Origin of the sequence: Jiangella alba, from assembly GCF_900106035.1 — a bacterium.
GTDB classification, from domain to species: Bacteria; Actinomycetota; Actinomycetes; order Jiangellales; family Jiangellaceae; genus Jiangella; species Jiangella alba.
The window spans coordinates 1,754,093-1,774,561 of record NZ_FNUC01000003.1; the positions used below are offsets into that span (position 1 = coordinate 1,754,093).

Annotated in this window: 20 protein-coding genes; 10 read left to right on the plus strand and 10 right to left on the minus strand. The window is 73.7% G+C overall.

What is annotated here, in order from left to right; all coding sequences use genetic code 11:
* Positions 1-52: 52 nt before the first annotated feature.
* Genes BLV02_RS10585 through BLV02_RS10595 form a run of 3 tightly spaced genes read right to left on the minus strand, consistent with a single transcriptional unit; the run spans position 53 to position 1,672 of the window.
* On the minus strand, positions 53-853 hold the full coding sequence (locus BLV02_RS10585) for an alpha/beta fold hydrolase (RefSeq protein ID WP_069112883.1): 801 nt from the start codon (positions 851-853) through the stop codon (positions 53-55).
* Positions 854-863: 10 nt separating this feature from the next.
* Positions 864-1,343 carry an SRPBCC family protein gene (locus BLV02_RS10590; RefSeq protein WP_069112882.1) on the minus strand — a complete coding sequence of 160 codons (480 nt, stop codon included), beginning with the start codon at positions 1,341-1,343 and terminating at the stop codon, positions 864-866.
* Complete coding sequence (locus tag BLV02_RS10595; RefSeq protein WP_069112881.1) at positions 1,340-1,672, minus strand: ArsR/SmtB family transcription factor; 333 nt, start codon at positions 1,670-1,672, stop codon at positions 1,340-1,342. Before BLV02_RS10595 ends, BLV02_RS10590 begins: the two co-directional genes overlap by 4 nt.
* A gap of 58 nt (positions 1,673-1,730) precedes the next feature.
* Between BLV02_RS10595 and BLV02_RS10600 the strand changes: the two genes are divergently transcribed.
* On the plus strand, positions 1,731-2,846 hold the full coding sequence (locus tag BLV02_RS10600; protein WP_069112880.1) for an epoxide hydrolase family protein: 1,116 nt from the start codon (positions 1,731-1,733) through the stop codon (positions 2,844-2,846).
* A gap of 15 nt (positions 2,847-2,861) precedes the next feature.
* Positions 2,862-3,338 (plus strand): pyridoxamine 5'-phosphate oxidase family protein, encoded by a 477-nt coding sequence (locus tag BLV02_RS10605; RefSeq protein WP_069112879.1) that lies wholly within the window; start codon positions 2,862-2,864, stop codon positions 3,336-3,338.
* Here BLV02_RS10605 and BLV02_RS10610 read toward each other — a convergent pair.
* Positions 3,286-4,242 carry a LysR family transcriptional regulator gene (locus tag BLV02_RS10610; protein WP_069112878.1) on the minus strand — a complete coding sequence of 319 codons (957 nt, stop codon included), beginning with the start codon at positions 4,240-4,242 and terminating at the stop codon, positions 3,286-3,288. The genes BLV02_RS10605 and BLV02_RS10610 overlap by 53 nt on opposite strands.
* 78 nt (positions 4,243-4,320) lie before the next feature.
* Between BLV02_RS10610 and BLV02_RS10615 the strand changes: the two genes are divergently transcribed.
* Positions 4,321-6,057, plus strand: a complete 1,737-nt coding sequence (locus tag BLV02_RS10615; protein ID WP_069112877.1) for an L-aspartate oxidase — start codon at positions 4,321-4,323, stop codon at positions 6,055-6,057.
* A 137-nt stretch (positions 6,058-6,194) separates the two neighbouring features.
* Here the strand turns inward: BLV02_RS10615 and BLV02_RS10620 are convergent, their stop codons facing one another.
* The 5 genes from BLV02_RS10620 to BLV02_RS10640 are packed head-to-tail and all read right to left on the minus strand — an operon-like array spanning position 6,195 to position 10,476.
* Positions 6,195-6,938 (minus strand): class I SAM-dependent methyltransferase, encoded by a 744-nt coding sequence (locus tag BLV02_RS10620; protein WP_069112876.1) that lies wholly within the window; start codon positions 6,936-6,938, stop codon positions 6,195-6,197.
* Positions 6,935-7,630: a class I SAM-dependent methyltransferase gene (locus BLV02_RS10625; RefSeq protein ID WP_069112875.1), complete on the minus strand. Its 696-nt coding sequence runs from the start codon at positions 7,628-7,630 to the stop codon at positions 6,935-6,937. The genes BLV02_RS10620 and BLV02_RS10625 overlap by 4 nt, the downstream gene beginning before the upstream one ends.
* Positions 7,627-8,409, minus strand: coding sequence for an ABC transporter ATP-binding protein (locus BLV02_RS10630; RefSeq protein WP_069112874.1), 783 nt, complete (start codon positions 8,407-8,409; stop codon positions 7,627-7,629). The genes BLV02_RS10625 and BLV02_RS10630 overlap by 4 nt, the downstream gene beginning before the upstream one ends.
* Entirely contained in the window at positions 8,406-9,365 is a 960-nt protein-coding gene (locus tag BLV02_RS10635; RefSeq protein WP_069112873.1) for an ABC transporter substrate-binding protein, read from the minus strand. Before BLV02_RS10635 ends, BLV02_RS10630 begins: the two co-directional genes overlap by 4 nt.
* Positions 9,366-9,381: 16 nt before the next feature.
* A complete protein-coding gene (locus BLV02_RS10640; protein WP_069112872.1) occupies positions 9,382-10,476 on the minus strand; it encodes a FecCD family ABC transporter permease in 1,095 nt (364 codons plus the stop codon).
* A 191-nt stretch (positions 10,477-10,667) separates the two neighbouring features.
* Between BLV02_RS10640 and BLV02_RS10645 the strand changes: the two genes are divergently transcribed.
* From BLV02_RS10645 to BLV02_RS10675, 7 genes are all read left to right on the plus strand, one after another.
* Positions 10,668-11,900 carry an ROK family transcriptional regulator gene (locus BLV02_RS10645; RefSeq protein WP_216094353.1) on the plus strand — a complete coding sequence of 411 codons (1,233 nt, stop codon included), beginning with the start codon at positions 10,668-10,670 and terminating at the stop codon, positions 11,898-11,900.
* Positions 11,893-14,367 carry an NPCBM/NEW2 domain-containing protein gene (locus BLV02_RS10650; RefSeq protein ID WP_171906803.1) on the plus strand — a complete coding sequence of 825 codons (2,475 nt, stop codon included), beginning with the start codon at positions 11,893-11,895 and terminating at the stop codon, positions 14,365-14,367. The genes BLV02_RS10645 and BLV02_RS10650 overlap by 8 nt, the downstream gene beginning before the upstream one ends.
* 32 nt (positions 14,368-14,399) lie before the next feature.
* Positions 14,400-15,695, plus strand: coding sequence for an ABC transporter substrate-binding protein (locus BLV02_RS10655; RefSeq protein ID WP_069112870.1), 1,296 nt, complete (start codon positions 14,400-14,402; stop codon positions 15,693-15,695).
* Position 15,696: 1 nt separating this feature from the next.
* Positions 15,697-16,641, plus strand: coding sequence for a carbohydrate ABC transporter permease (locus BLV02_RS10660; protein WP_069112869.1), 945 nt, complete (start codon positions 15,697-15,699; stop codon positions 16,639-16,641).
* Complete coding sequence (locus tag BLV02_RS10665; protein WP_069112868.1) at positions 16,634-17,452, plus strand: carbohydrate ABC transporter permease; 819 nt, start codon at positions 16,634-16,636, stop codon at positions 17,450-17,452. Before BLV02_RS10660 ends, BLV02_RS10665 begins: the two co-directional genes overlap by 8 nt.
* A gap of 26 nt (positions 17,453-17,478) precedes the next feature.
* Positions 17,479-18,801: a glycoside hydrolase family 36 protein gene (locus BLV02_RS10670; protein WP_069112867.1), complete on the plus strand. Its 1,323-nt coding sequence runs from the start codon at positions 17,479-17,481 to the stop codon at positions 18,799-18,801.
* Positions 18,802-18,913: 112 nt separating this feature from the next.
* Complete coding sequence (locus BLV02_RS10675) at positions 18,914-19,651, plus strand: alpha/beta hydrolase (protein WP_083288877.1); 738 nt, start codon at positions 18,914-18,916, stop codon at positions 19,649-19,651.
* Here the strand turns inward: BLV02_RS10675 and BLV02_RS10680 are convergent.
* Positions 19,639-20,430 (minus strand): alpha/beta fold hydrolase, encoded by a 792-nt coding sequence (locus BLV02_RS10680; protein ID WP_069112865.1) that lies wholly within the window; start codon positions 20,428-20,430, stop codon positions 19,639-19,641. The two genes, BLV02_RS10675 and BLV02_RS10680, sit on opposite strands and share 13 nt — an antisense overlap.
* Positions 20,431-20,469 lie beyond the last annotated feature (39 nt).

Below are 20,469 nucleotides of genomic sequence, written 5' to 3' on the forward strand. Positions count from 1 at the left end.
CGACGCCGACGGCGGCGGCCCCCGCACAGGGAGCCGCCGCCGTCGTCGTCGATCAGCGGGTCAGGAAGGTGCGGACGGACTCGGCGACGGATGCGGGCGCCATCCAGAACGCCGAGTGGTCCAGGCCGGGCAGCACCTCGACGGTGACGGCGGGCAGCACGCCGGCCAGCGCCTGGGCGCCCTCGTGCATGAACGGCTCGCCGTTCTCGCCCACCTGCACCAGCACGGGCGCCTCGATGGACCAGCGGTCGCGGGGGAGCGGCTTGCCGTCCTGGGTGCCTTCCACGATGCGGCCGTCATAGGCGTAGGTGTGCGCGAGCGCGGCCATCGCCTCCCACGACGGGTCCTGCTTCATGCCCTCGACCCATTCGGCCGGGACCAGCAGCAGCTGCGTCATGAAGTACTCGACCGCCTCGCTGCGCCTCCCGGCCGCGACCAGCGCCTCCTGGTGCGCGACGTAGCCGGCGGGCGACGGCGGGCGGATGTCGCTGACGATGAACGGCGGCTCGAACAGGCCCAGGGCGGTGACCTTGGGGCCGAGCGCCGAGGCGGCGTCGAGCGCGAGCATGCACCCACCCGAACCGCTGACCAGCGCGGCCCGGCCACCGACGGTGTCGATGAGCGCCTCGATGTCGTCGATCTCGCGGGCCGGGTCGTACGGCTGCGGGTCGCCGCTGCCGCCGCGGCCGCGCCGGTCGAAGTTGACGACGGTGAAGTGCTGGCCCAGCTCGGCCGCGATGCCGGTGACGCCGGTGTGGTCCTCGGCGACCGTGCTGACGACGATGACCGCCGGGCCGGAACCCGTGGTCTCGTACGCGATGGTGGTGCCGTCCTTCGAGGTCAGAGTGTTCATGGTGGCTCCTTCAGAGAATCGTGCCGAGGCGTTCGAGGGCTTCCTGGTAGCCCTCGCCCATGCCGCTCGCGACGCCCCGCTGGAGCGCCTCGCCGTCGGCGAACACGGCGGCGATGGCGACCCGGGTGCCGGTGCCGTCGGCGGTGAACGTGACGTCGGTGGGTGTGCCGTCGCCGATGATGGTCCAGTCCTCGGATGCGAACTGGTCGACGTAGCCGAGGTGCTGGTGCGGGCGCACCTCGCGGTACGTGACGACGATGTGGACGGCGTCGGCCGAACCGTCGTCGGGGGTCATGGAGAAGCGCCACTGGCCGCCCGGGCGGACGTCCATCCGCTCGACCGTGGTGGTCCAGCCGTGCGGTCCCCACCAGCGGGCGACGGCGACCGGGTCGGTCCACGCCGCCCAGACGCGGCCGGCCGCCGCGGAGTAGCGCCGCGTGATGGTCAGCGTGTTGGTCTGCTCGTCGATGACGATGCCGTCGGCGCTCACGTGTGGTCTCCGTTCGGGTCGGTGTCGTCGAGGAAGTCGCCGAGGCGGTCGAGCCGCCCGGTCCACAGGACGGCGAAGCTCTGCGCCCAGGCGCCGATGTCGCGCAGCGGCTCGGGACGCAGCCGGTAGATGCGCTGCTGCGCCTGCCGCGTCGCGTCGACGACACCGGCGTCGGCCAGCAGCCGCAGGTGCCGCGACACGTGCGGCTGCGCCATCCCGAGCGCGTCGACGATGCCGCCGACGCTGTGCGGGCCGGAGCGCAGCAGCTCCACGATGCGGAACCGGCTGGGTTCCGCGATCACGCTCAGCTGGTGCTGCAGCTCGTCCATGGCTCGAACATACACAAGAACATATATACATGCAAGCAGATGTACGTAGCCTGGGTCGATGGACCTCGAACCGGTGACGGTCGCGGTCGGACGCGACGTGCTGGACGGGCTCGGCGACCGGCTGCGGGCGACGCGCTGGCCGGCCCGGACGTCGGCCGGCGACGAGCTGGGGCCGGCGACCGCCGAGCTGCGCGAGCTGTGCGATTGGTGGGCGGGCGGATTCGACTGGCCGGCCGTGCAGCGGCGGCTCAACCGGGCTCGGCACCTGCTCGTCCGGGCCGGCGGCGGCGCCGTCCACGTGGCGGTGCACGACGGCGACGATCGGCCGCCGCTGCTGCTGTTGCACGGCTGGCCGAGCAGCTTCCTGGAGTTCGAGCGGCTGGTCCCGCTGCTGGCGCCGCGCACCGTCGTCGTCGCGTCGCTGCCGGGCTACGGCTGGTCCGAGCGGCCCGCCGGACGGTGGACGACGCGCGACACGGCGGGCTTGCTGGCTGAGGTGATGGCCGCGCTCGGGCTCCGCCGGTTCGTCGCGCACGGCACCGACTTCGGCTCCGACGTCGCCAGCTGGCTGGCGCTGGACCGGCCGGAACTCGTCGCCGGGCTGCACCTGTCCAACGTCGACCTCGGTCCGACGCTGGCCGCGGGCGAGCAGCCGTCCGCGGCGGAGCGCGACTACCTGGACCGCTTCGACGGCTGGTGGCAGGGCGAGCGCGGCTACAAGGAGATCCAGTCGACCCGGCCCGGCGCGCTGGTCCCGGCGCTGCTGGACTCGCCGGCCGGGCTGGCCGCGTGGGTGCTGGACAAGTGGAGCACGTGGACCGATCCCGCGCTCGGCCCGACGGTGGCCGCGCGGGCCGGGCGCGACACCCTGCCCGAGCTGCTGACCTGGTGGTGGGCGACCGGCACCGCGGAGACATCGGTGCTCGACTACGCCGACAACCGCGCCGCCGGGACGACGATGCTGCCGGCGGGCGCCCGGATCGAGGTGCCGACGGCGGTCGCCCGGTTCGGCCACGAGCGCGGCTTCCGCGAGGACCCGCCGCGGTCCTGGCTGGAGCGGATGTACCGGCTGGAGCGCTGGACCGACCAGCCGCGCGGCGGCCACTTCGCCGCGGTGGAGGCGCCCGATCTGCTCGCCGCCGACCTCCTCGCCTTCGCCGCCGCTGCCGGCTGATGAGAGGCTGCCGTCATGACCGCGACCCACCGCGTCCCGTGGCCGCTGCAGCGCCGCCGCCTCGAGCGGGCCACCGACTACTGGCTGTCCACCACCCGCCCCGACGGCCGCCCGCACGTGGTGCCGATGTGGGGCGTCTGGCAGGACGGCCGCCTGTACTTCAGCACCGACCCCGCGTCGGTGAAGGGCCGCAACCTGGCCGTCGAGCCGCGCGCCGCCGTGCACCTCGACGGCGGGCAGGACGTGCTGGTCATCGAGGGGACGACGGCGCGGGTGCACGACGACGAGGTGTGGGCGCGGGTCGACGACGAGATGGCGGCGAAGTACGTCACACCCGACGGCACGCCCTACCGGATGGCGATGGACCCGCCGAACCGGCTCTTCGAGCTGCGCCCGGAACGTGCGCTGGCCTGGTGGGAGGCGGTGACCGGGTCGACGTTCACCCGGTGGGCGTGGAACGGCGGGCCCGACCCCGAGCCGGTGCTCGACTGACCAGCGCGCTGCCGGCCGCGAGCGCCTCGGCCGTGGCGACGACGACCCGCTGCATGGCCGCGGCCGCCCGCGTCAGCGTGACGTCGGAGCGGTGCGCCAGGCTGACGGTACGGGTCAGCCGCGGCGCCGTGAGCCGCACCGAGCGCAGCGCCGGGCGGTCCAGCAGCACCATCGCGGGCACGACGGCCACGCCGAGGCCGCGCTCGACGAAGCGCAGCACGGCGTCCATCTCGGCCCCCTCCAGCACGACGGACGGGGTGAGGCCGGCGGCGCGGAACGCCGCCTCGGTGGTGACGCGCAGGTCGTAGCTCTCGTGGAAGACGATCTGCGGCAGCCGGGCCAGCCGGCGCAGGTCGATGGCCGGGCCGGACGAGACCGGCGGCCGCGCCGCGGACGAGACCACCACGAGCTCCTCGGTCAGCAGCGGCGTGCGGGTGAGGCTGGCCGGCCGGTCCTCGGCCTCGGTGATCAGCGCGAGGTCCAGCGCGCCGCCGGCCAGCTCGTCGATCAGCACCCGCGAGCCGCCCTCGGTGACGTGCAGGTCGATGCCCGGGTGGGCGCCGTGGAAGGCGCTGACCGCCTCCGCGACCAGGCTGACGCACAGCGTCGGCGTGGCGCCCAGCCGGACCCGGCCGCGGCGCAGCCCGGCGAGCTCGGCCATCTCGCGGCGGACGGTGTCGGCGTCGGCCAGCATGCGCCGGGCCAGCGGCAGCAGCGTCTCGCCGGCCGCGGTGAGGGAGATGTGCCCGCGGGCGCGGTGGAACAGCTCGGCGCCGAGGTCGGACTCGAGCGCCGAGATCTGCCGGCTGAGCGACGGCTGCGCCAGATGCAGGTGCTCGGCGGCGCGGGTGAAGTGGCCGAGCCGGGCCACCTCGACGAATCCGCGCAACTGCTCCAGGTTCATGGGTCATAGCGTAGGCGCATCGAAACGACGCGAACAATGCATTGGAGTTATCGAAGGGCCACGCTTAGCGTGAAGGGCATGAGCGCAGGCATCTCCCATCGCCAGCTGTCCACCACCGTGCTCGTCATCGGGACGGGAGGGTCGGGGCTGCGGGCGGCCATCGAGGTCGCCGAGCAGGGCGTCGACGTGCTCGCCGTCGGCAAGCGCCCCCGCGACGACGCGCACACCGCGCTCGCGGCCGGCGGCATCAACGCGGCGCTGGGCACCATGGACGCCGGCGACAGCTGGCAGCAGCACGCCGCCGACACCATCAAGGAGAGCTACGACCTCGCCAACCCGCACACGGTCGAGATCGTCACGCAGGGCGCCGAGCGCGGCATCCGCGACCTCGAGCGCTACGGCATGCAGTTCGCCCGCGAGGCCGACGGCCGCATCTCGCAGCGCTTCTTCGGCGCGCACACGTTCCGGCGCACCGCGTTCGCCGGCGACTACACGGGCCTGGAGATCCAGCGCACGCTGGTGCGGCGCACCGAGCAGCTGGGCATCCCGATCCTCGACTCCGTCTACGTCACCCGCATCCTGGTGCGCGACAACGTCGTCTTCGGCGCCTACGGCTTCGACCTGCGCGACGGCACCCGCTACCTCATCCACGCCGACGCCGTCGTGCTGGCGGCCGGCGGCCACACCCGCATCTGGCGGCGCACGTCGTCGCGGCGCGACGAGAACACCGGCGACGCGTTCCGGCTCGCCGTCGAGGCCGGCGCCCGGCTGCGCGATCCCGAGCTGGTGCAGTTCCACCCGTCCGGCATCATCGAGCCCGAGAACGCGGCGGGGACGCTGATCTCCGAGGCCGCACGGGGCGAGGGTGGCATCCTGCGCAACGCGCTCGGCGAGCGGTTCATGCAGCGCTACGACCCCGAGCGCATGGAGCTGTCCACCCGCGACCGCGTCGCGCTGGCCGCGTACACCGAGATCAAGGAGGGGCGCGGCACCGAGAAGGGCGGCGTCTGGCTGGACGTGTCGGGGCTGCCGCGCGAGACCGTCATGACGCGGCTGCCGCGGGTCTACCAGACCATGCTCGAGGTGCAGATGCTCGACATCACCGCCGACCCCATCGAGGTCGCGCCCACGGCGCACTACTCCATGGGCGGGGTGTGGGTCCGGCCCGACGACCACGGCACCGACGTCGGCGGCCTGTACGCGGTCGGCGAGGCGTCCAGCGGGCTGCACGGCGCCAACCGGCTCGGCGGCAACTCGCTCATCGAGCTGCTGGTCTTCGGCCGCATCGTGGGCCGGGCCGCCGTCGCGCACGCAGCCGGTCTCGACGCCCAGCGCCGCTCGGCCGACGCCGTCGCCCAGGCCCGGGCCGAGGTCGACGAGCTGCTGGCGGCGGACGGCCACGAGAACGTGCGCGCCCTGCAGCGCTCCATCCGCAACACCATGACCGAGCACGCCGGCGTCGTCCGCGACGAGGCCGGGCTGAAGGCGGGGCTGGCCGAGCTCGACCACCTCGACGAGCGCATGGCCGACGTCGGCATCCACCCCGACATCGCCGGCTTCCAGGACCTCGCGCACGCCTTCGACCTCAAGGCGTCCGCGCTGGCCGCCCGGGCGACGCTGGAGGCCGCGCGGGAGCGGCGCGAGACCCGCGGCTGCCACAACCGCGCCGACTACCCGGACCTCGACCCCGCGCTGCGGGTCAACCTTGTGTGGTCGCCCGCGACGGGCGTGGTGCGCGAGGAGATCCCGCCGGTGCCCGGCGAGATCGCCGCCCTGATCCGGGACGTCTCGACCGAGGGCAAGCTGGTCGAGTGATCCCCAGCCGGTGCGGGTCGCCCGCGCCCGGGGTGGGGTGGTGCGTTCGCGGCTGTTGACGCTGACGCCAACGGTTGGCGTCAGCGTCAACCTGGTCGAGGAGAGGTCGTCGCCGCCGTGGGCGGGCGGATCCCAGGTCAGGGCAGCGCCAGCAGCACCCGCTCGTCGAGGTCCTGCCAGACGATCGCCGACTCGGTGAACCCGGCGGTGTCCAGCGCCGCCTGGTGGAACGCCAGCGACGCGGACGCGAACCCGCGGCCGTCCTCGGGCCAGAGCCCGGCCCTGGCGGCGTGCTCGGCGGCGAGGTCCGGGTCGGCCCGCAGCGCCTCCCACCAGGCGGCCCAGTCGTCGGCTCCGGCGGCGACGGCGTCGTCCTGACGGCGCTGGTCGACGCGCTGGGCGGCGGCGCGGATGCGGGGCGTCTCGCGGGGGAACGGGAAGTGGTCGCCGTTGAGGAACGGCCCGCCCGACTCCGCCAGCAGCTCGCGCAGCGTCCGGTACAGCGGCGCCAGCTCCTCCGGCCGCAGCCAGTGCAGCGCGGTGGTGGAGACGACGGCGTCGACGCGGCCGGCGCCCAGCGCCGAGGGCCACTCCGGGTCGCGCAGGTCGGCCCGGATCCAGGTGAGCCGGCCGCCGGCGTCGCCGTACGCGTCGCGGCCGAGCCGCTGCAGCACCGGGTCGACGTCGACGGCGAGGCAGCGGGCGCCGGGCAGCCGGTCCAGCACCCGGACCGCCGTCGAGCCGGGCCCCGCCGCGAGGTCCAGCACCAGCGGCTCGGCCGGCGCCAGCTCCTCCAGGAACGCCAGCATGACGTCGTAGCGGCGCTCGCGGTCGCGGATGTAGACCTCCTGCTGGCGGTCCCAGCTGTCGAGCCAGTTCATGCCGCCCGCCCGGTGATGAGGAACTGCAGCTGCACCTCGTGGCCGTCGGCGACGCCGAAGCGCCGGTCGAGGTCGAGGATCTCCGGCAGCGGGGTGACGACGACGTCGGCGAACCCGGCCGCGCGCACCTGCGCCGCGGAGTCGTCGATGCTGGCCGCCTCCGCCAGCGGCAGCAGCGACAGCGCCCGGCGGTTGTACAGCGTGTCCAGGGGCACACCGGACGGGAACCAGGTGCTGTCGACGGCGGCCAGCAGCCCGCCCGGCCGCAGCAGCGCCCGCCAGTGGCGCAGCGCGATCTCGGGCGTGCGCAGCGTCCACAGCAGGTACCGGCTGGTGATGACGTCGAAGCTCGCGTCCGGGAAGGACGGCGCGACGGCGTCGCCGATCAGCAGCTCCGGCGGGTGTGCCAGCCCGGCCGCCTTCTCCCGCGCCTTCGCCAGCATGCCGGGCGAGAGGTCGGTGCCGACGACGTCGTGGCCGAGCTCGGCGAGCAGCAGCGCGACGTGCCCGGTGCCGGTGCCGACGTCGAGCACCCGGGCCGGCGGGGCGGGCAGCGCGCGCCGCCACACGTCCGTCCAACCGGCCTTCACCTCGGCGTTGCCGAGCTGCTCGCGGTGGTGGGCGTCGTAGGAGTCGGCGCGGCCGGTCCAGTACCGGGTGATGCTGTCCTGGGCGGTGGTCAGGTCGGTCATGCGGTCGCTCCTTCGGGGACGGAGTCGAGCGGACGGAACAGCAGCTGGACGCCGTCGCCGGTGTCGATGCGCTGGACGCCGATGCGGTACACCGGCTCCAGTACCTCCGGGCGCAGGACGGCGTCCGGCGTGCCCGCGGCGGCGACCCGGCCGCCGTCGAGCAGCACCAGCTCGTCGCAGTAGCGGGCGGCGAGGTTGAGGTCGTGCAGCACCACGACGGTCGTGACGTCGAGGCGGCTGACCAGATGCAACACCTCGTGCTGGTAGCGGATGTCGAGGTGGTTGGTGGGCTCGTCGAGCAGCAGGTGGTCGGCCTGCTGGGCCAGCGCGCGGGCGATCAGCACCCGCTGCTTCTCGCCGCCGGACAGCCCGGCGAACACCCGTCCGGCGAGGTGCCGGGCGCCGACCCGGGCCAGCGACGCGGCCGCCACCCGGTAGTCGTCGCGGCCGTGCCGCTGGAACGTGGACAGGTGCGGCGCGCGGCCGAGCAGCACGGTCTCGGTGACGGTCAGCGGCAGCTCGCCGGTGCCCTCCTGGACGACGACGGCGAGCCGCCGGGCCAGCTCGCGCGGCTTCAGCTCGCCGACCGGCGTCTCGTCCAGCGTCACCAGCCCGGCCCGCGGCGCCAGCGCGCCGTAGAGCGTGCGCAGCAGCGTCGTCTTGCCACTGCCGTTCGGGCCGATCAGCCCGACGACGGCGCCCGGCGCGGCGGTGACGTGGGCGCCGTCGACCACCAGGGTGTCGCCGTAGGCGAACGAGACGCCGTCGGCGCCGATCACGGGAGGAACCGCTCGGCGATGCGTTCCAGCCCGTCGATCGACAGCGGCGTGGGCGGCTCGGTGAAGTTGAACAGCTGCACGAGGATGTCGCCGTTGCGGACCGCCGTCAGGTCCTCGGCGCCGGGAAGGGCGACGACGGCGTCCTCGACGGCGGCCGGGTCGCCGTCGACGTGCAGCAGCACCAGCACGTCCGGGTCGGCGGCGATGATCTGCTCCAGCGTCACCTCGAACACCCGCTCGTCGACGTCGCCGAAGACGTTGGTGAAGCCGGCCGCCTCGAGCTGCGGGTGCGCCATGCTGCGGTTGCCGTAGGCGTAGCCGCTGCCGCCGCCGACAGTGGGGTAGAGGACGGCGGCGGTGCGCTCCGGCGCGCCCTCGGCGGCGGCCTCGACCGCCGCGACCCGGTCCTTCAGCTCGCCGACCAGCGCGTCGGCCTCGTCCGTGCGGTCGAAGACCCGGCCGTACGTCTCGACCTGCTCGTACACGTCGTCGAACGTGGTCGCGTCGACGCCGGCGGGGCAGTACACCGGCTGGATCAGCGCGTTGATGCCGACGCCGGACAGCCCTTCGCGGGTGATGCCGTCGGGCAGCCCCAGCACCAGCTCGGGCTGCTCGGCGATGATGACCTCCTGCGAGATCTGCAGGTGGCCGCTGGTGTCGACGTCGTCGCCGAGCGACTCGACGGCGGCGATGGCGGCGTTCGTCTCGTCGTCGTAGTACGCCTCGGGGAACGCGCCGGCCCGCAGCACCGCGGCGTCCAGCACGCCGAGCTCGTGCATGATCGTCACCGGCGCGCTCTCCAGCAGCACCACCCGCTCCGGCGGCGCGTCGAACGTCACGTCCACGCCGCAGTTGTCGACGGTGACGGCCTCGGCGGCGGCGTCGCCGGCGTCGTCGGACCCGCAGGCCGCGGTCACCAGGACCAGGGCGACGGCGGCGGGCGGCAGGTAACGCATGGGTCTCCTCGGTGGGTCAGGCGCCGGCGGAGTGGAACCGCCGGACCAGGATCAGCAGGAACGGTGCGCCCACGAGCGCGGTGATGATGCCGATCGGCAGCTCGCGCGGCTCCAGCAGCGTCCGGGCGGCGACGTCGGCCCAGACGAGGAAGATCGCGCCGATCAGCGCCGCCACCGGGACGACGCGCCCGTGCGCCGCCCCGACGAACCGGCGGGCGACGTGCGGGATGACGAGGCCGACGAAGCCGATGCCGCCGGACGCCGCGACGACCGCGCCCACGCACAGCGACACGACCACCAGCAACTGCACCCGGAACCGGGTCGGCGGCACGCCCAGCGTGTGGGCGGTCTCGTCGCCGATGGCCAGCGCGTCCAGCCGCCGGCTCCACAGCAGCAGCGCCGCCAGCGTCAGCGCCACCACCACGACGACGATTGCCAGCGGCACGCCCCAGCGGGCCAGGCCGAGCGAGCCGAGCAGCCAGAACAGCACCGACCGGGCGCCCTCGGCGGAGTCGGCGGCGAAGATCAGGAAGCTGGTGGCGGCGTACAGCGCGTACCCGACGGCGACGCCGGCCATCAGCAGCCGCAGCGACGTGATCCGCCCGCCCGCCCGCGCCACCACGAACACCGCCGCCGACGCCGCCAGCGCCCCGAGGAACGCGCTCGCCGACAGCGCGTTCTCGCCGAACCCGGCGCCCAGCCCGAACAGGATCGCCGCGGCCGCGCCGGTGGACGCGCCGGAGGTGACGCCGAGCAGGTACGGGTCGGCCAGCAGGTTGCGCACCATCGCCTGCAGCGCGACCCCGCACACGGCCAGCGCCGCCCCGACGACGACGCCGAGGACCACGCGGGGGAGACGCACCTGCCAGACGATGGAGTCCTCGGCCCGCGTCCACGTGACGCCGGCCGGGCTGCCCAGCGTGTGGTGGCCGACGATGCGGGCGACCGTGCCGGGACTGATGCCGACGGCGCCGATGCCGACCGCCAGCACCACGGTGACCAGCAGCCCGGCGGCCAGCCCGCCGATCCAGAGCGCCGTGCGGCGCCGCTGCGCCCCCTGGCCCAGGTCGTCGTCGACGAGGGGCTCGGCGACCACGCCGGTCAGACTCACGACACCTCCGGAGACCAGATCGCACCTGCGACTCAGTCGCATCTTGCCGGACGTCCGGGCCGGAATCCAGCCCGGAGCCGCGTGTTCACCGACCGCTCCGTCCCCGTTTCCGCCGATGTCGGCGGGTGGACGGAGATCGCCGAGAGTTACATACTTGACAAAGTTTATTAAGTCTTCGTAGCGTCGGTCCCGTGCCGATCCAGCGAGGCGGCCCGGTCGAGGGAACTCCGGCCGAGGGCGCCGTCTTCCTCACCGCGTTGACCGCCGGTCCCATCGCCCGCGTCGACATCGCCCGCGAGACGGGGTTGTCGTCGGCCGCCGTCACGCGGGTGGCGAAGCTGCTCATCGACGAGGGCTACCTCGAGTACGCGCCGGACCAGCCGCAGCCCAACGGCGACGAGACCCGGATGGGGCGGCCGAGCAGCCCGCTGCGGGTGCACGCGCGGCAGACCGGCTCGTTCGGCATCATCGTCCGGCGCGACGAGCTGATCGGCATGGTGTGCGACCTCGCCGGCGCGCCGCGGGTGTCCGAGCGCCGGGCGCTGGCCGACACCACCGTCGGCGCCGCCGTGGCGGCCATCGCCGCGTTCTACCGCGAGCTGGTCGAGCGGGCCGAGGCCGCCGGATTCGTCGTCGCGCCGCACGACCTCGGGCTGAGCCTGTCCGGCGACATCGACCACGACACCGGCTACGTCCGCTACTCGCCGTTCCTCGGCTGGCGCGACGTCGACCTCGGCGCCGCGGTGAGCGCCGCCGTCGGCGCCCCCGTCGTCGTCGAGAACGACGTCAAGGCGCTCACCGTCGCCGAGCAGTGGTTCGGGCTCGGCCGCGGCATCACGAACTTCGCCGTCGTCACCATCGGCACCGGCATCGGCTGCGCGCTCGTCGTCGACGGCGGGCTGGTGCGCGGCGCGCACAGCGTCGCGGGGGAGATCGGGCACCTGCCGCTCGGCGACCCGTCCGTCCAGTGCCACTGCGGCGCGCACGGCTGCGTCGAGGCCGAAGCGTCGACGAAGGCGCTGCTGGAGCGCTGCCGCGCCGCCACCGGCCGCGACGACCTCACCATCGAGACCGCGGTCGAGCTGGCCCGCTCCGGCGACGAGAGCGTCCGCGCGATCTTCGCCCGGGCCGGCCGGCTGATCGGCCTGGCGCTGGCCTCGGTGGCCAACCTGCTCGGCCCGGAACGCGTCATCGTCGCCGGTGAGGGCGTGTCCAGCTACGACCTGTTCGAGACGGCGATCCGCGAGGCGTTCGCCGAGCAGGCGTTCGGCGCCGCCCACCAGGTGCCCATCCACGTGCGCGACCTCCCGTTCGAGGAGTGGGCCCGCGGCGCCGCCGCGGTCGCCATCCAGGAGCTCGTCTTCCCGTCCCGCCAGCGTGTCGCCGCCGACACCCGCCGCCGTCCCGGAGTCCGTCGTGTCTGAGTCCACCACTTGGTCCGCGCGGCACGGCCGCCACACCGTCGCCGTCACCTGGTTCCGCGGCCGGCTCACCTGGACGGCGCTCTCCGGCGGCGTGCAGGTCACCCCGCCCGCGCCGCTGCACCTGCGCACGGGCGACGGCCGCGACCTGCTGTCCGGCGTCGCGTACGTGTCCGACGCCGCCCGCGACGTGGCCGAGGAGTACGAGCTGGTCGTCGGCAAGCGGGTCGGCCGGCACACCGTCGACCACCACGAGCGGTCGGTCCGGTTCGCCTGTGCGGACGGCGGCGAGGTCACCGTCGTGCTGCGGGCCGCGCCGGACGGCGTCGCGCTGCGGTTCGTGCTGCACGGCCTCGACGGCGCGACGGTGACCGGCGGCGACGTCGCCCTGCGGTTCCCGGCGGCGGCGCCGGTCTGGCCGCTCACGTACACGCCCTGGTACGAGACCACGAGGTTCAGCAGCACGCTGGACGCGCTGGAGCCCGGCGACTACGGCTTCCCGTTCCTCGCCGAACTGGGCGACGACACGTTCGCACTGGTCACCGAGGCGGACCTGGACGGCCGGTATGGCGGCTCGCTGGCCCGGTACGCGGGCGGCGGCGGGCTCACCGTCACGCTCGCGAACGACGTCGTGCTGTCCGGCGACGCCGTCGCGACGCCGTGGCGGGTGCTGATCCTCGGTGACCTCGCGACCGTCGTCGCGTCGCACCTGGTGGACGACCTCGCGCCGCCCGCACCGGCGGGGCCGCCGCCCTGGGCGCGGCCGGGCCGGGCGGCGTGGTCGTGGTGGTCGGACTTCTACAGTGGCGCCCAGCTGTCCAAGCAGCTGCGCATGCTCGACTACGCCGCCGAGCGCGGCTGGGAGTACGTGCTGGTCGACTGCGGCTGGGACGGCGTCTGGATGCCCGAGCTGGTGGCCGCGGCCAGCGAGCGCGGCGTCGGCGTGTTCGTCTGGGTGGTCTGGGACCACCTCGCCACCCCGGAGCAACGGGCCAAGCTGGCCGAGTGGGCGTCGTGGGGCGTCGCCGGCGTCAAGGTCGACTTCATGGAGTCCGAGGCGCAGGAGCGCTACCGCTGGTACGACGAGGTCATCGCCGAGTGCGCCCGCGTCGGCCTGATGATCAACTTCCACGGCTCGGTCATCCCACGCGGCTGGGCCCGCACGTACCCGCACGTCATGAGCTACGAGGCGGTGCGCGGCGCGGAGTACTACGTCTTCTACAGCGAGCCGCTGACGCCCGAGCACAACACGATCGTCCCGTTCACCCGCAACGTCGTCGGGTCGGCCGACTACACGCCGGTGACGTTCTCGGCCGCGGCCCGGCTGACCACCGAGGCGCACGAGCTGGCGCTGGCCGTCGTGCTGGAGTCGGGGCTGCTGAACTTCGCCGACGACGTCGACGAGTACGCGAAGCGGCCCATCGCGGAGGCGGCCATCGAGCGCGTCCGGGCGCACTGGGACGAGACCCGGCTGCTGGCCGGGCGGCCGGGGGAGTACGTCGTACTGGCCCGCCGCTCGGGTGACGAGTGGATCGTCGGCGCACTGTCCGCGCTCGCGGAGCCGAAGGCCGTCACCCTCGACCTCGGCCTGCTCGGTGCGGGCGACTTCACCGCCACGATCATCACCGACGACGACGCCGACCGGCTCACCCAGGAGGTTCGTCCGGCCTCCGGCACCGTCGACGTCACGCTGCGGCCCAACGGCGGCGCGGTGGTGCTGCTGGCGCCGTCCGGCCACACCCGCGGGCCGGCCGCTGAGCCGCGTCCCACCGTCACCGTCGCCGAGCCGATCGTGCGCGGCGTCCCCGGCGAGCCGGTCGAGATCGAGGCCGTCGTCAGCGGCGCCGAGCCGCACCTCGTCGTGCCGCCCGGCTGGGACGCGCCGCGACCGCTGCGCCCCGGCGCCTGGACGGTCACCGTCCCCGCGGACACCGAGCCCGGCCACGTCGCCGTCCTGGCCGTCCACGCGGGCGACCCGCTCGGCGCCCGCCGCTCCACCCTCGCGCACGTGCGCGTCGTCAGCCCCCTCGGCGCGGACCCCGCGTCGCTCGTCGCGCTCACCCCCCTCGCCGCCGCCAACGGCAGCGGCCCGGTCGAGCGGGACATGTCCAACGGCGAGGGCAACCCCGCCGACGGCCGGCCGATGTCCGTGGCCGGCACGCACCACCCCGAGGGCCTCGGCGTCTGCGCCCCGTCGGACGTCACCTGGGTGATCGACGGCGCACCGGCGCGGCTCACCGCGTCCGTCGGCGTCGACGACGAGAGCCCCGCCGGCGCGACGGCCACCTGCTCCGTCGTCGGCGACGGCCGCGTCCTCACCACGGTCGAGCTCACCGCGGGCGACCCCGCACGGGAGCTCGACGTGGACCTCGCCGGCGTCACCCGGCTGCGACTGGTCGTGCGGTCGCCCGACGGTGCCGAGCCCGCGCACGTGGACTGGATCGATCCGCACGTGCGGCCCCTGAACTGAACGCACCCCATCCGAACGAGAGGCACACGACGATGAAGTCGACGAAGACCATGCTCGCCCTGGCGGCCACCGCGGCCGTCCTGACACTGGCCGCGTGCGGCGACAACGGCGCCTCGGCCGGCGGTTCGGGCGGCGACGGCGGCGACGGCGAGGACGTCAACCTCACCTTCGCGACGTTCTCGCCCGACCAGGAGCCGGCGATCCGGCAGATCCTCGACGTGTTCGAGGAGGAGAACCCGGGCGTCACGGTGGAGATCCAGATCATCCCGTGGACCGACTACTGGAGCACGCTGCAGACGTCCACCGCCGGCGGCACCGGCCCGGACGTCGCCTGGATGCTCGGCGCGAAGATCGGCCAGTACATCGACGGCGGCGTGCTGCTGCCGCTGGACGACGCGTTCGCCGAGTCCGGCCTGGACATCGAGAAGTACCCGGAGCAGCTGGTCGACCTGTTCGTCGACGACGGCACCACGTACGCGCTGCCCAAGGACTTCGACACCATCGGGCTCTGGTACAACAAGGCGCTGTTCGACGAGGCCGGCGTGGCCTACCCGACGCCGGACTGGACCTGGGACGACGTCATCGCCAACGCGCAGGCGCTGACCAAGCCCGACGGCAGCGTGTACGGCATCGGCGCGCCGATGGACCCGCAGGCCACCTACTACAACACGATCTACCAGGCCGGCGGCGAGGTGATCTCGGAGGACGGCACGACGTCGGGCTACGACAGCCCCGAGGCGATCGCCGGCATCCAGTTCTGGACCGACATGATCAACACGTACCACGTGTCGCCGACGCTGGAGTCGTTCGCCGACACCGAGTCCGTCGCCCAGTTCATGTCCGGCCGGCTGGCCATGCTCACCACCGGCTCGTTCTACGCCATCCGGTTCGCGAACGACGAGTACGCGTCGCAGAACTTCGACGTCACCGAGCTGCCCGGCGGCGCCCAGGAGGCGACCATCATCAACGGCATCGGCAACGTCGCGCTCGCCTCGACCGAGCACCCCGAGGAGGCCGCCCGGCTGGCCGTCTTCCTCAGCGGCGAGGAGGCCTCGCAGATCTCCAGCGAGACCGGCACCGTCATCGGCTCCTACGAGGGCACCGAGCAGGCCTTCATCGACGCGTTCCCGCAGTTCAACCTGCAGGCGTTCCTCGACCAGGCCGACAACGGCGTCGTCCTGCCGGTCTCGCGCAACACCGACGCGTGGGCCAGCCGCGAGGGCGAGTTCCTCACCCCGGCGTGGACCGGCGAGCAGAGCGTCGAGGACGCCGCGGCCGGGCTGGCCGGCGCGATGAACGAGGCGCTGGCGCAGGAGAACCAGGGCTGAGATGACCCTCATGCGGACGAAGGGCTCGGCGGCGCCGCCCGGCGCCGCCCAGCCCCGCCGCCGGCCGAACCGGCACCCGGACAACGCGTGGGCGGCGATGCTGCTCGCGATGCCGTTCGGCGGGCTGGTGGTCTTCTACCTGTGGCCGCTGCTGCGCACCGTCCTGCTCAGCTTCTCCGAGGGGACCGCGTTCACCGGCTACACCCTCAGCGGCCTGCAGAACTGGCAGCGGCTGTTCGAGAACGGCGACGACGTGTGGCGGGCGCTGGTCAACACGCTGGTGTACGCGGCGATCGTGCTGCTGGGCGTGCCCATCGCGATGGTGATCGCGGCGTTGCTGCACCAGCGCGGACTGCGCGGCCGGTCGTTCTACCGGACGCTGTACTTCGTCCCCGTCGTGACCATGCCGGTGGCCGTCGCGATGGTCTGGCGCTACATCTACAACGGCGACTTCGGGCTGCTCAACGAGGTGCTCGACACCGTCGGCGGGCCGACCCGCGCCTGGGTGGCCGACCCCGACACCGCGCTGTACGCCGTCGCCGTCGTCGGCATCTGGATGGCGCTCGGCACCAACCTCATCATCCTGGCGGCCGGGCTGGAGTCCGTCCCGCAGACCCTGGAGGAGGCGGCGATGCTGGACGGCGCGGGTCCGGTCCGGCGGTTCTTCTCCGTCACCGTGCCGCTGCTGACGCCGTCGATCTTCCTGGTGTCGGTGCTGTCGGTGATCGGGTCGCTGCAGATGTTCGACCTGCTGTTCATCATGCTCGGCCGGACGAACCCGGCGCTGGCCGACTCCAAGACGATCGTCTACCTGTTCTACGAGGAGGCGTTCGTGCGCAACGACCGCCCGCTCGGCGCGGTGATCGCGCTCGTCACCCTGGTGGTGACGCTCGCGGTGACGGCCGTGCAGTTCCGGCTGCAGCGGAGGTGGGTGACCTATGCGTGAGCGCCGCCACGTCATCACCCATGTCGTCCTGATGGCCGGCGCGCTGCTCATGGTGTCGCCGTTCCTCTGGCAGTTCCTCACGTCGCTGAAGACGCTGGGGGAGTCGACCCGCATCCCGCTGACCTTCCTGCCGGCGTCGCCGCAGTGGTCGAACTACTCGGCCTTCTTCGACGTCGTCCCGGTGGCGTCGATGGCGGTGAACAGCGTGCTGGCGCTGGTGCTGCGGGTGGCCGGGCAGCTGCTGGTCGCGTCGCTGGCGGCGTACGTGTTCGCCCGGCTGCGGTTCCGGTTCCGCGGGCCGCTGCTGGCCGGCTTCCTCGTCGTGCTGATGGTGCCGCCGCAGCTGTTCGTGATCCCGCAGTACGAGGTGATCCGCACGATGGGCTGGCTGAACTCCGTCCAGGCGCTGGCGCTGCCCGGCATGTTCAGCGCGTTCGGCGTCTTCGTCCTGTACCAGTTCATGCGGACGCTGCCGACCGAGCTGGACGAGGCGGCCCGCATGGACGGCGCCAACCCGTTCCAGATCTACCTGCGGATCATCCTGCCGCTGTGCCGGCCGGCGCTGGCCGCGCTGACCATCCTCACCTCCCTGTTCTCCTGGAACGACCTGCTCTGGCCGCTGATCGTCAACACCGTCCCGGACCGGATGACGCTGCCGGTCGGGCTGGCCACGCTGCAGGGCGCCCAGGGCACCGACTACCCCGTCCTGATGGCGGGCTCGCTGCTGACGATTCTGCCGATGGTGCTGGTCTTCGTCCTGCTGCAGAAACAGTTCATCCGCGGCATCGCGATGTCCGGACTCAAGGCCTGACGGCCCCTTCTCCCGAGGTTCTCTCCATGTCTCTCTCGCCCGGTTTCGACGTCGTCCACGAGGTTGCTGTCTCCGACGGCGCCGAGGTCTTCGAGCACGGCTGGCAGTCGTTCAGCCCGACCACCACGTACGCGCTGGGTGCGCGGCCGCACCGGCCCACGTCGGAGCGGAACCGGATGCTCAACTACCGGCAGTCGTCACACCCGGGTCCGGACGGGTACTTCGGCGAGGGCGTGCTGGCCGTCTCTGACGGCGCCGGTTCCGTGCACGTCGTGGCGGCCGAGGACCCGTTCACGACGGGGGTGCGGCTGCAGGCCGTCGTCTCGGGGTCCGTTGTCGTCGTCGGTGCGGACGGGCCGGTGGCCGTTCGTGTCGTGCCCGGGTCCTCCGTTCAGGAGGCGCTGCGGTCGTGGGCGGTGTCGGCCGTCGCGGCCGCGGGGCTGCCGGCGGCTCGTCCCGCGCCGACCGCCTGGTGCTCCTGGTACGAGTACTGGGGCGGCGTGCGCCGTGAGGACATCGTCGAGAACCTCTCCGCGATGCGCAGCCTCGAGCTCCCCGTCGACGTCGTCCAGATCGACGACGGCTACTCCGCCGAGATCGGCGACTGGCTGACCCCGTCCGCCACCTTCGCCGACCTGCGCGGATTGGTGGAGCAGATCCGCGGCGAGGGCCGCCGGGCCGGCATCTGGCTGGCCCCGTTCTTCGCCGGCGCCCGGTCCCGGCTGGCCGCCGAGCATCCCGACTGGCTGCTGCGGCACCCGCACGGCGGCGCGCTGCACGCCGGGAACAACTGGAACCAGGACCTGTACTCGCTGGACCTGTCGCACCCCGGCGCGGCGGAGTGGATGCACACGGTGTTCTCGACGTTCGCGTCGTGGGGCATCGACTACTTCAAGATCGACTTCATCGCGGCGGGGGCCATTCCGGGTGTTCGTGCGTCGGGGGCGGATCCGGTGACGGCGTACCGGGACGGGCTGCGTCTCATCCGGTCCGCCGTCGGGCCGTCCGCGCACATCCTGGGCTGCGGTGCGCCCGTTCTCCCGTCCGTCGGCCTGGTCGACTCCATCCGCGTCAGCGCCGACACCGGCCACACCTTCGCCCCCGACGACGGTGACATGTGCTCGCCCAGCCAGGAGGCGGCACTGCTCAGCGCGCGCGGGCGGCAGTTCATGAACGGCGTGTTCTTCGCCAACGACCCCGACTGCCTCATCGTCGGCCCCAAGGTCGAGAACCGCGACGCCTGGGCCGCACACGTCGAGGCCGTGGGCGGCGCGGTGGTCAGCAGCGACCGCCTGGCCGGCCTGGACGACTGGGGCCTCGAGACGACGCGGCGGCTGCTCACCCGTTGAGGTTGGGTGCGGTTCGCCGGCCGCTTCTGGGTTTTCATCCACCTTTTGCGTTGTCAGGGCAGCACAGAAGGTTGATGATCTGGCGCTGACGGCCAGCGACGACGGGCCGGCGATGGTGCTCGTCGGCGGCGGGCTGGACGACGGCAGCGAGAACGTGCCGCTGGGCCAGCACCTCGCCGCCGCCGGGTTCGCCGTCGTCAACTACCGGCGCCGCGGCCGGGGCGACAGCGGCGACACCGCGCCGTACGCCGTCGAGCGGGAGGTCGACGACCTCGCCGCGGTGATCGAGGCGGCCGGCGGGCGGGCGCACCTGTTCGGCGCGTCGTCGGGCGGGGCGCTGGCGCTGGAGGCGGCGGCCGCCGGGCTGCCGGTGGACCGCATCGCCGTCCACGAGGTCCCGTACCTGGTCGGCGAGCCGATGGTCGCGGCCTGGCACGCGTACGTCGCCGAGCTCGGCGACGCCCTCGGCCGCGGTGACCGCGACGAGGCGCTGCGGCTGTTCATGCGGCTGGCCGGGTCGCCGGACGACCAGATCGCGGCGGCCGAGGCGGCGCCGGTCTGGCCGGCGCTGCGCGAGCTGGCCCCGACGCTGCGCTACGACGCCGCGTGCCTCGGCGACGGCCCGCCGCCGGCGGTCCGGCTGGCGGCGGTCGGGCAGCCGGTGCTGCTGTCGACCGGTGCGACCGTCGACCCGCACTCGGCCGGGCTGCCGGTCGACTTCTTCGGCGCCGCGGCCGACGTCGCCGCCGCGAGCCTGCCGGACGCCCGGCGGCTCACCGTCGAGGTCGCCGGCCATGTCGCCGACCCGGCGCTGCTGGCGCCGGAGCTGGCCGCCTTCTACCGCGGCTGATCCGACGCCCGCCGCACCGGGATCGACGTCGGGACGGCGTCGTGGGTGAGGAACTCGGCGACGACGGCGGTGACGGCGGCCGGCTTGTCGGTCAGCAGGTCGTGCGACGTGCCGGGGACGACCGCCAGCTCGCCGCGCGGGAGGGCGCGGTAGAGGGCCAGCGTGTGCTCCAGCGCGATGATGTCGTCGTCGGCCGCGACGACGAGGGTCCGGACGTCCAGCCGGGCAAGGTCGGCGGGCGTGATGCCGAGTTCCTCCGCCGTCAGCGCCATGATCTTCGCCGCGACGACGGGGAAGTGGTCGCGGCCGTCCGGCGAGACCTCCGCGTAGGCGTCGACGACCTCGGCCGGCATCCCCGCGAGCGGGTCGTCGTCGACGTCGTCAGGGCCGGGCTCCGCCGCGAACAGCCAGCCGGACGGGTCGAACACGCCGCTGATCAGCACCAGCCGTTCGACGAGGTCGGGCCGGCGCAGGGCGGTCAGCAGCGCGACCACCGCGCCGTCGCTGTAGCCCGCCAGCCGCGCCGGACCGCCCAGCCGCGACAGCAGCGCGACGGTGTCGTCGGCCATGACGTGCTGCGACAGCGGCCCGTCGACGTCGGGGGAGCGGCCGTGCCCGCGCCGGTCCGGCCGCACGACGCGGAAGTCGCCGGCCAGCCCGGCCAGGTTGCCGGTGAACTCGCGCCCGTCGCTGAAGCCGCCGTGCAGCAGGACCAGCGGCGGGCCGGCGCCGTCCTCCGCGACCCAGCAGCGGGCGCCGTTCAGCTCGGTGTACGTCATGACCGGAGTAGACCAGGCGCGGTGGCGGAACTCATCGAG

Coding starts and splice junctions, on each gene's coding strand:
- BLV02_RS10585 (WP_069112883.1), bottom strand. CDS start 853: ATGAACACTCTGACCTCGAAGGACGGCACCACCATCGCGTACGAGACC.
- BLV02_RS10595 (WP_069112881.1), bottom strand. CDS start 1,672: ATGGACGAGCTGCAGCACCAGCTGAGCGTGATCGCGGAACCCAGCCGG.
- BLV02_RS10600 (WP_069112880.1), top strand. CDS start 1,731: ATGGACCTCGAACCGGTGACGGTCGCGGTCGGACGCGACGTGCTGGAC.
- BLV02_RS10605 (WP_069112879.1), top strand. CDS start 2,862: ATGACCGCGACCCACCGCGTCCCGTGGCCGCTGCAGCGCCGCCGCCTC.
- BLV02_RS10610 (WP_069112878.1), bottom strand. CDS start 4,242: ATGAACCTGGAGCAGTTGCGCGGATTCGTCGAGGTGGCCCGGCTCGGC.
- BLV02_RS10615 (WP_069112877.1), top strand. CDS start 4,321: ATGAGCGCAGGCATCTCCCATCGCCAGCTGTCCACCACCGTGCTCGTC.
- BLV02_RS10620 (WP_069112876.1), bottom strand. CDS start 6,938: ATGAACTGGCTCGACAGCTGGGACCGCCAGCAGGAGGTCTACATCCGC.
- BLV02_RS10625 (WP_069112875.1), bottom strand. CDS start 7,630: ATGACCGACCTGACCACCGCCCAGGACAGCATCACCCGGTACTGGACC.
- BLV02_RS10635 (WP_069112873.1), bottom strand. CDS start 9,365: ATGCGTTACCTGCCGCCCGCCGCCGTCGCCCTGGTCCTGGTGACCGCG.
- BLV02_RS10655 (WP_069112870.1), top strand. CDS start 14,400: ATGAAGTCGACGAAGACCATGCTCGCCCTGGCGGCCACCGCGGCCGTC.
- BLV02_RS10660 (WP_069112869.1), top strand. CDS start 15,697: ATGACCCTCATGCGGACGAAGGGCTCGGCGGCGCCGCCCGGCGCCGCC.
- BLV02_RS10665 (WP_069112868.1), top strand. CDS start 16,634: ATGCGTGAGCGCCGCCACGTCATCACCCATGTCGTCCTGATGGCCGGC.
- BLV02_RS10670 (WP_069112867.1), top strand. CDS start 17,479: ATGTCTCTCTCGCCCGGTTTCGACGTCGTCCACGAGGTTGCTGTCTCC.
- BLV02_RS10675 (WP_083288877.1), top strand. CDS start 18,914: ATGGTGCTCGTCGGCGGCGGGCTGGACGACGGCAGCGAGAACGTGCCG.
- BLV02_RS10680 (WP_069112865.1), bottom strand. CDS start 20,430: ATGACGTACACCGAGCTGAACGGCGCCCGCTGCTGGGTCGCGGAGGAC.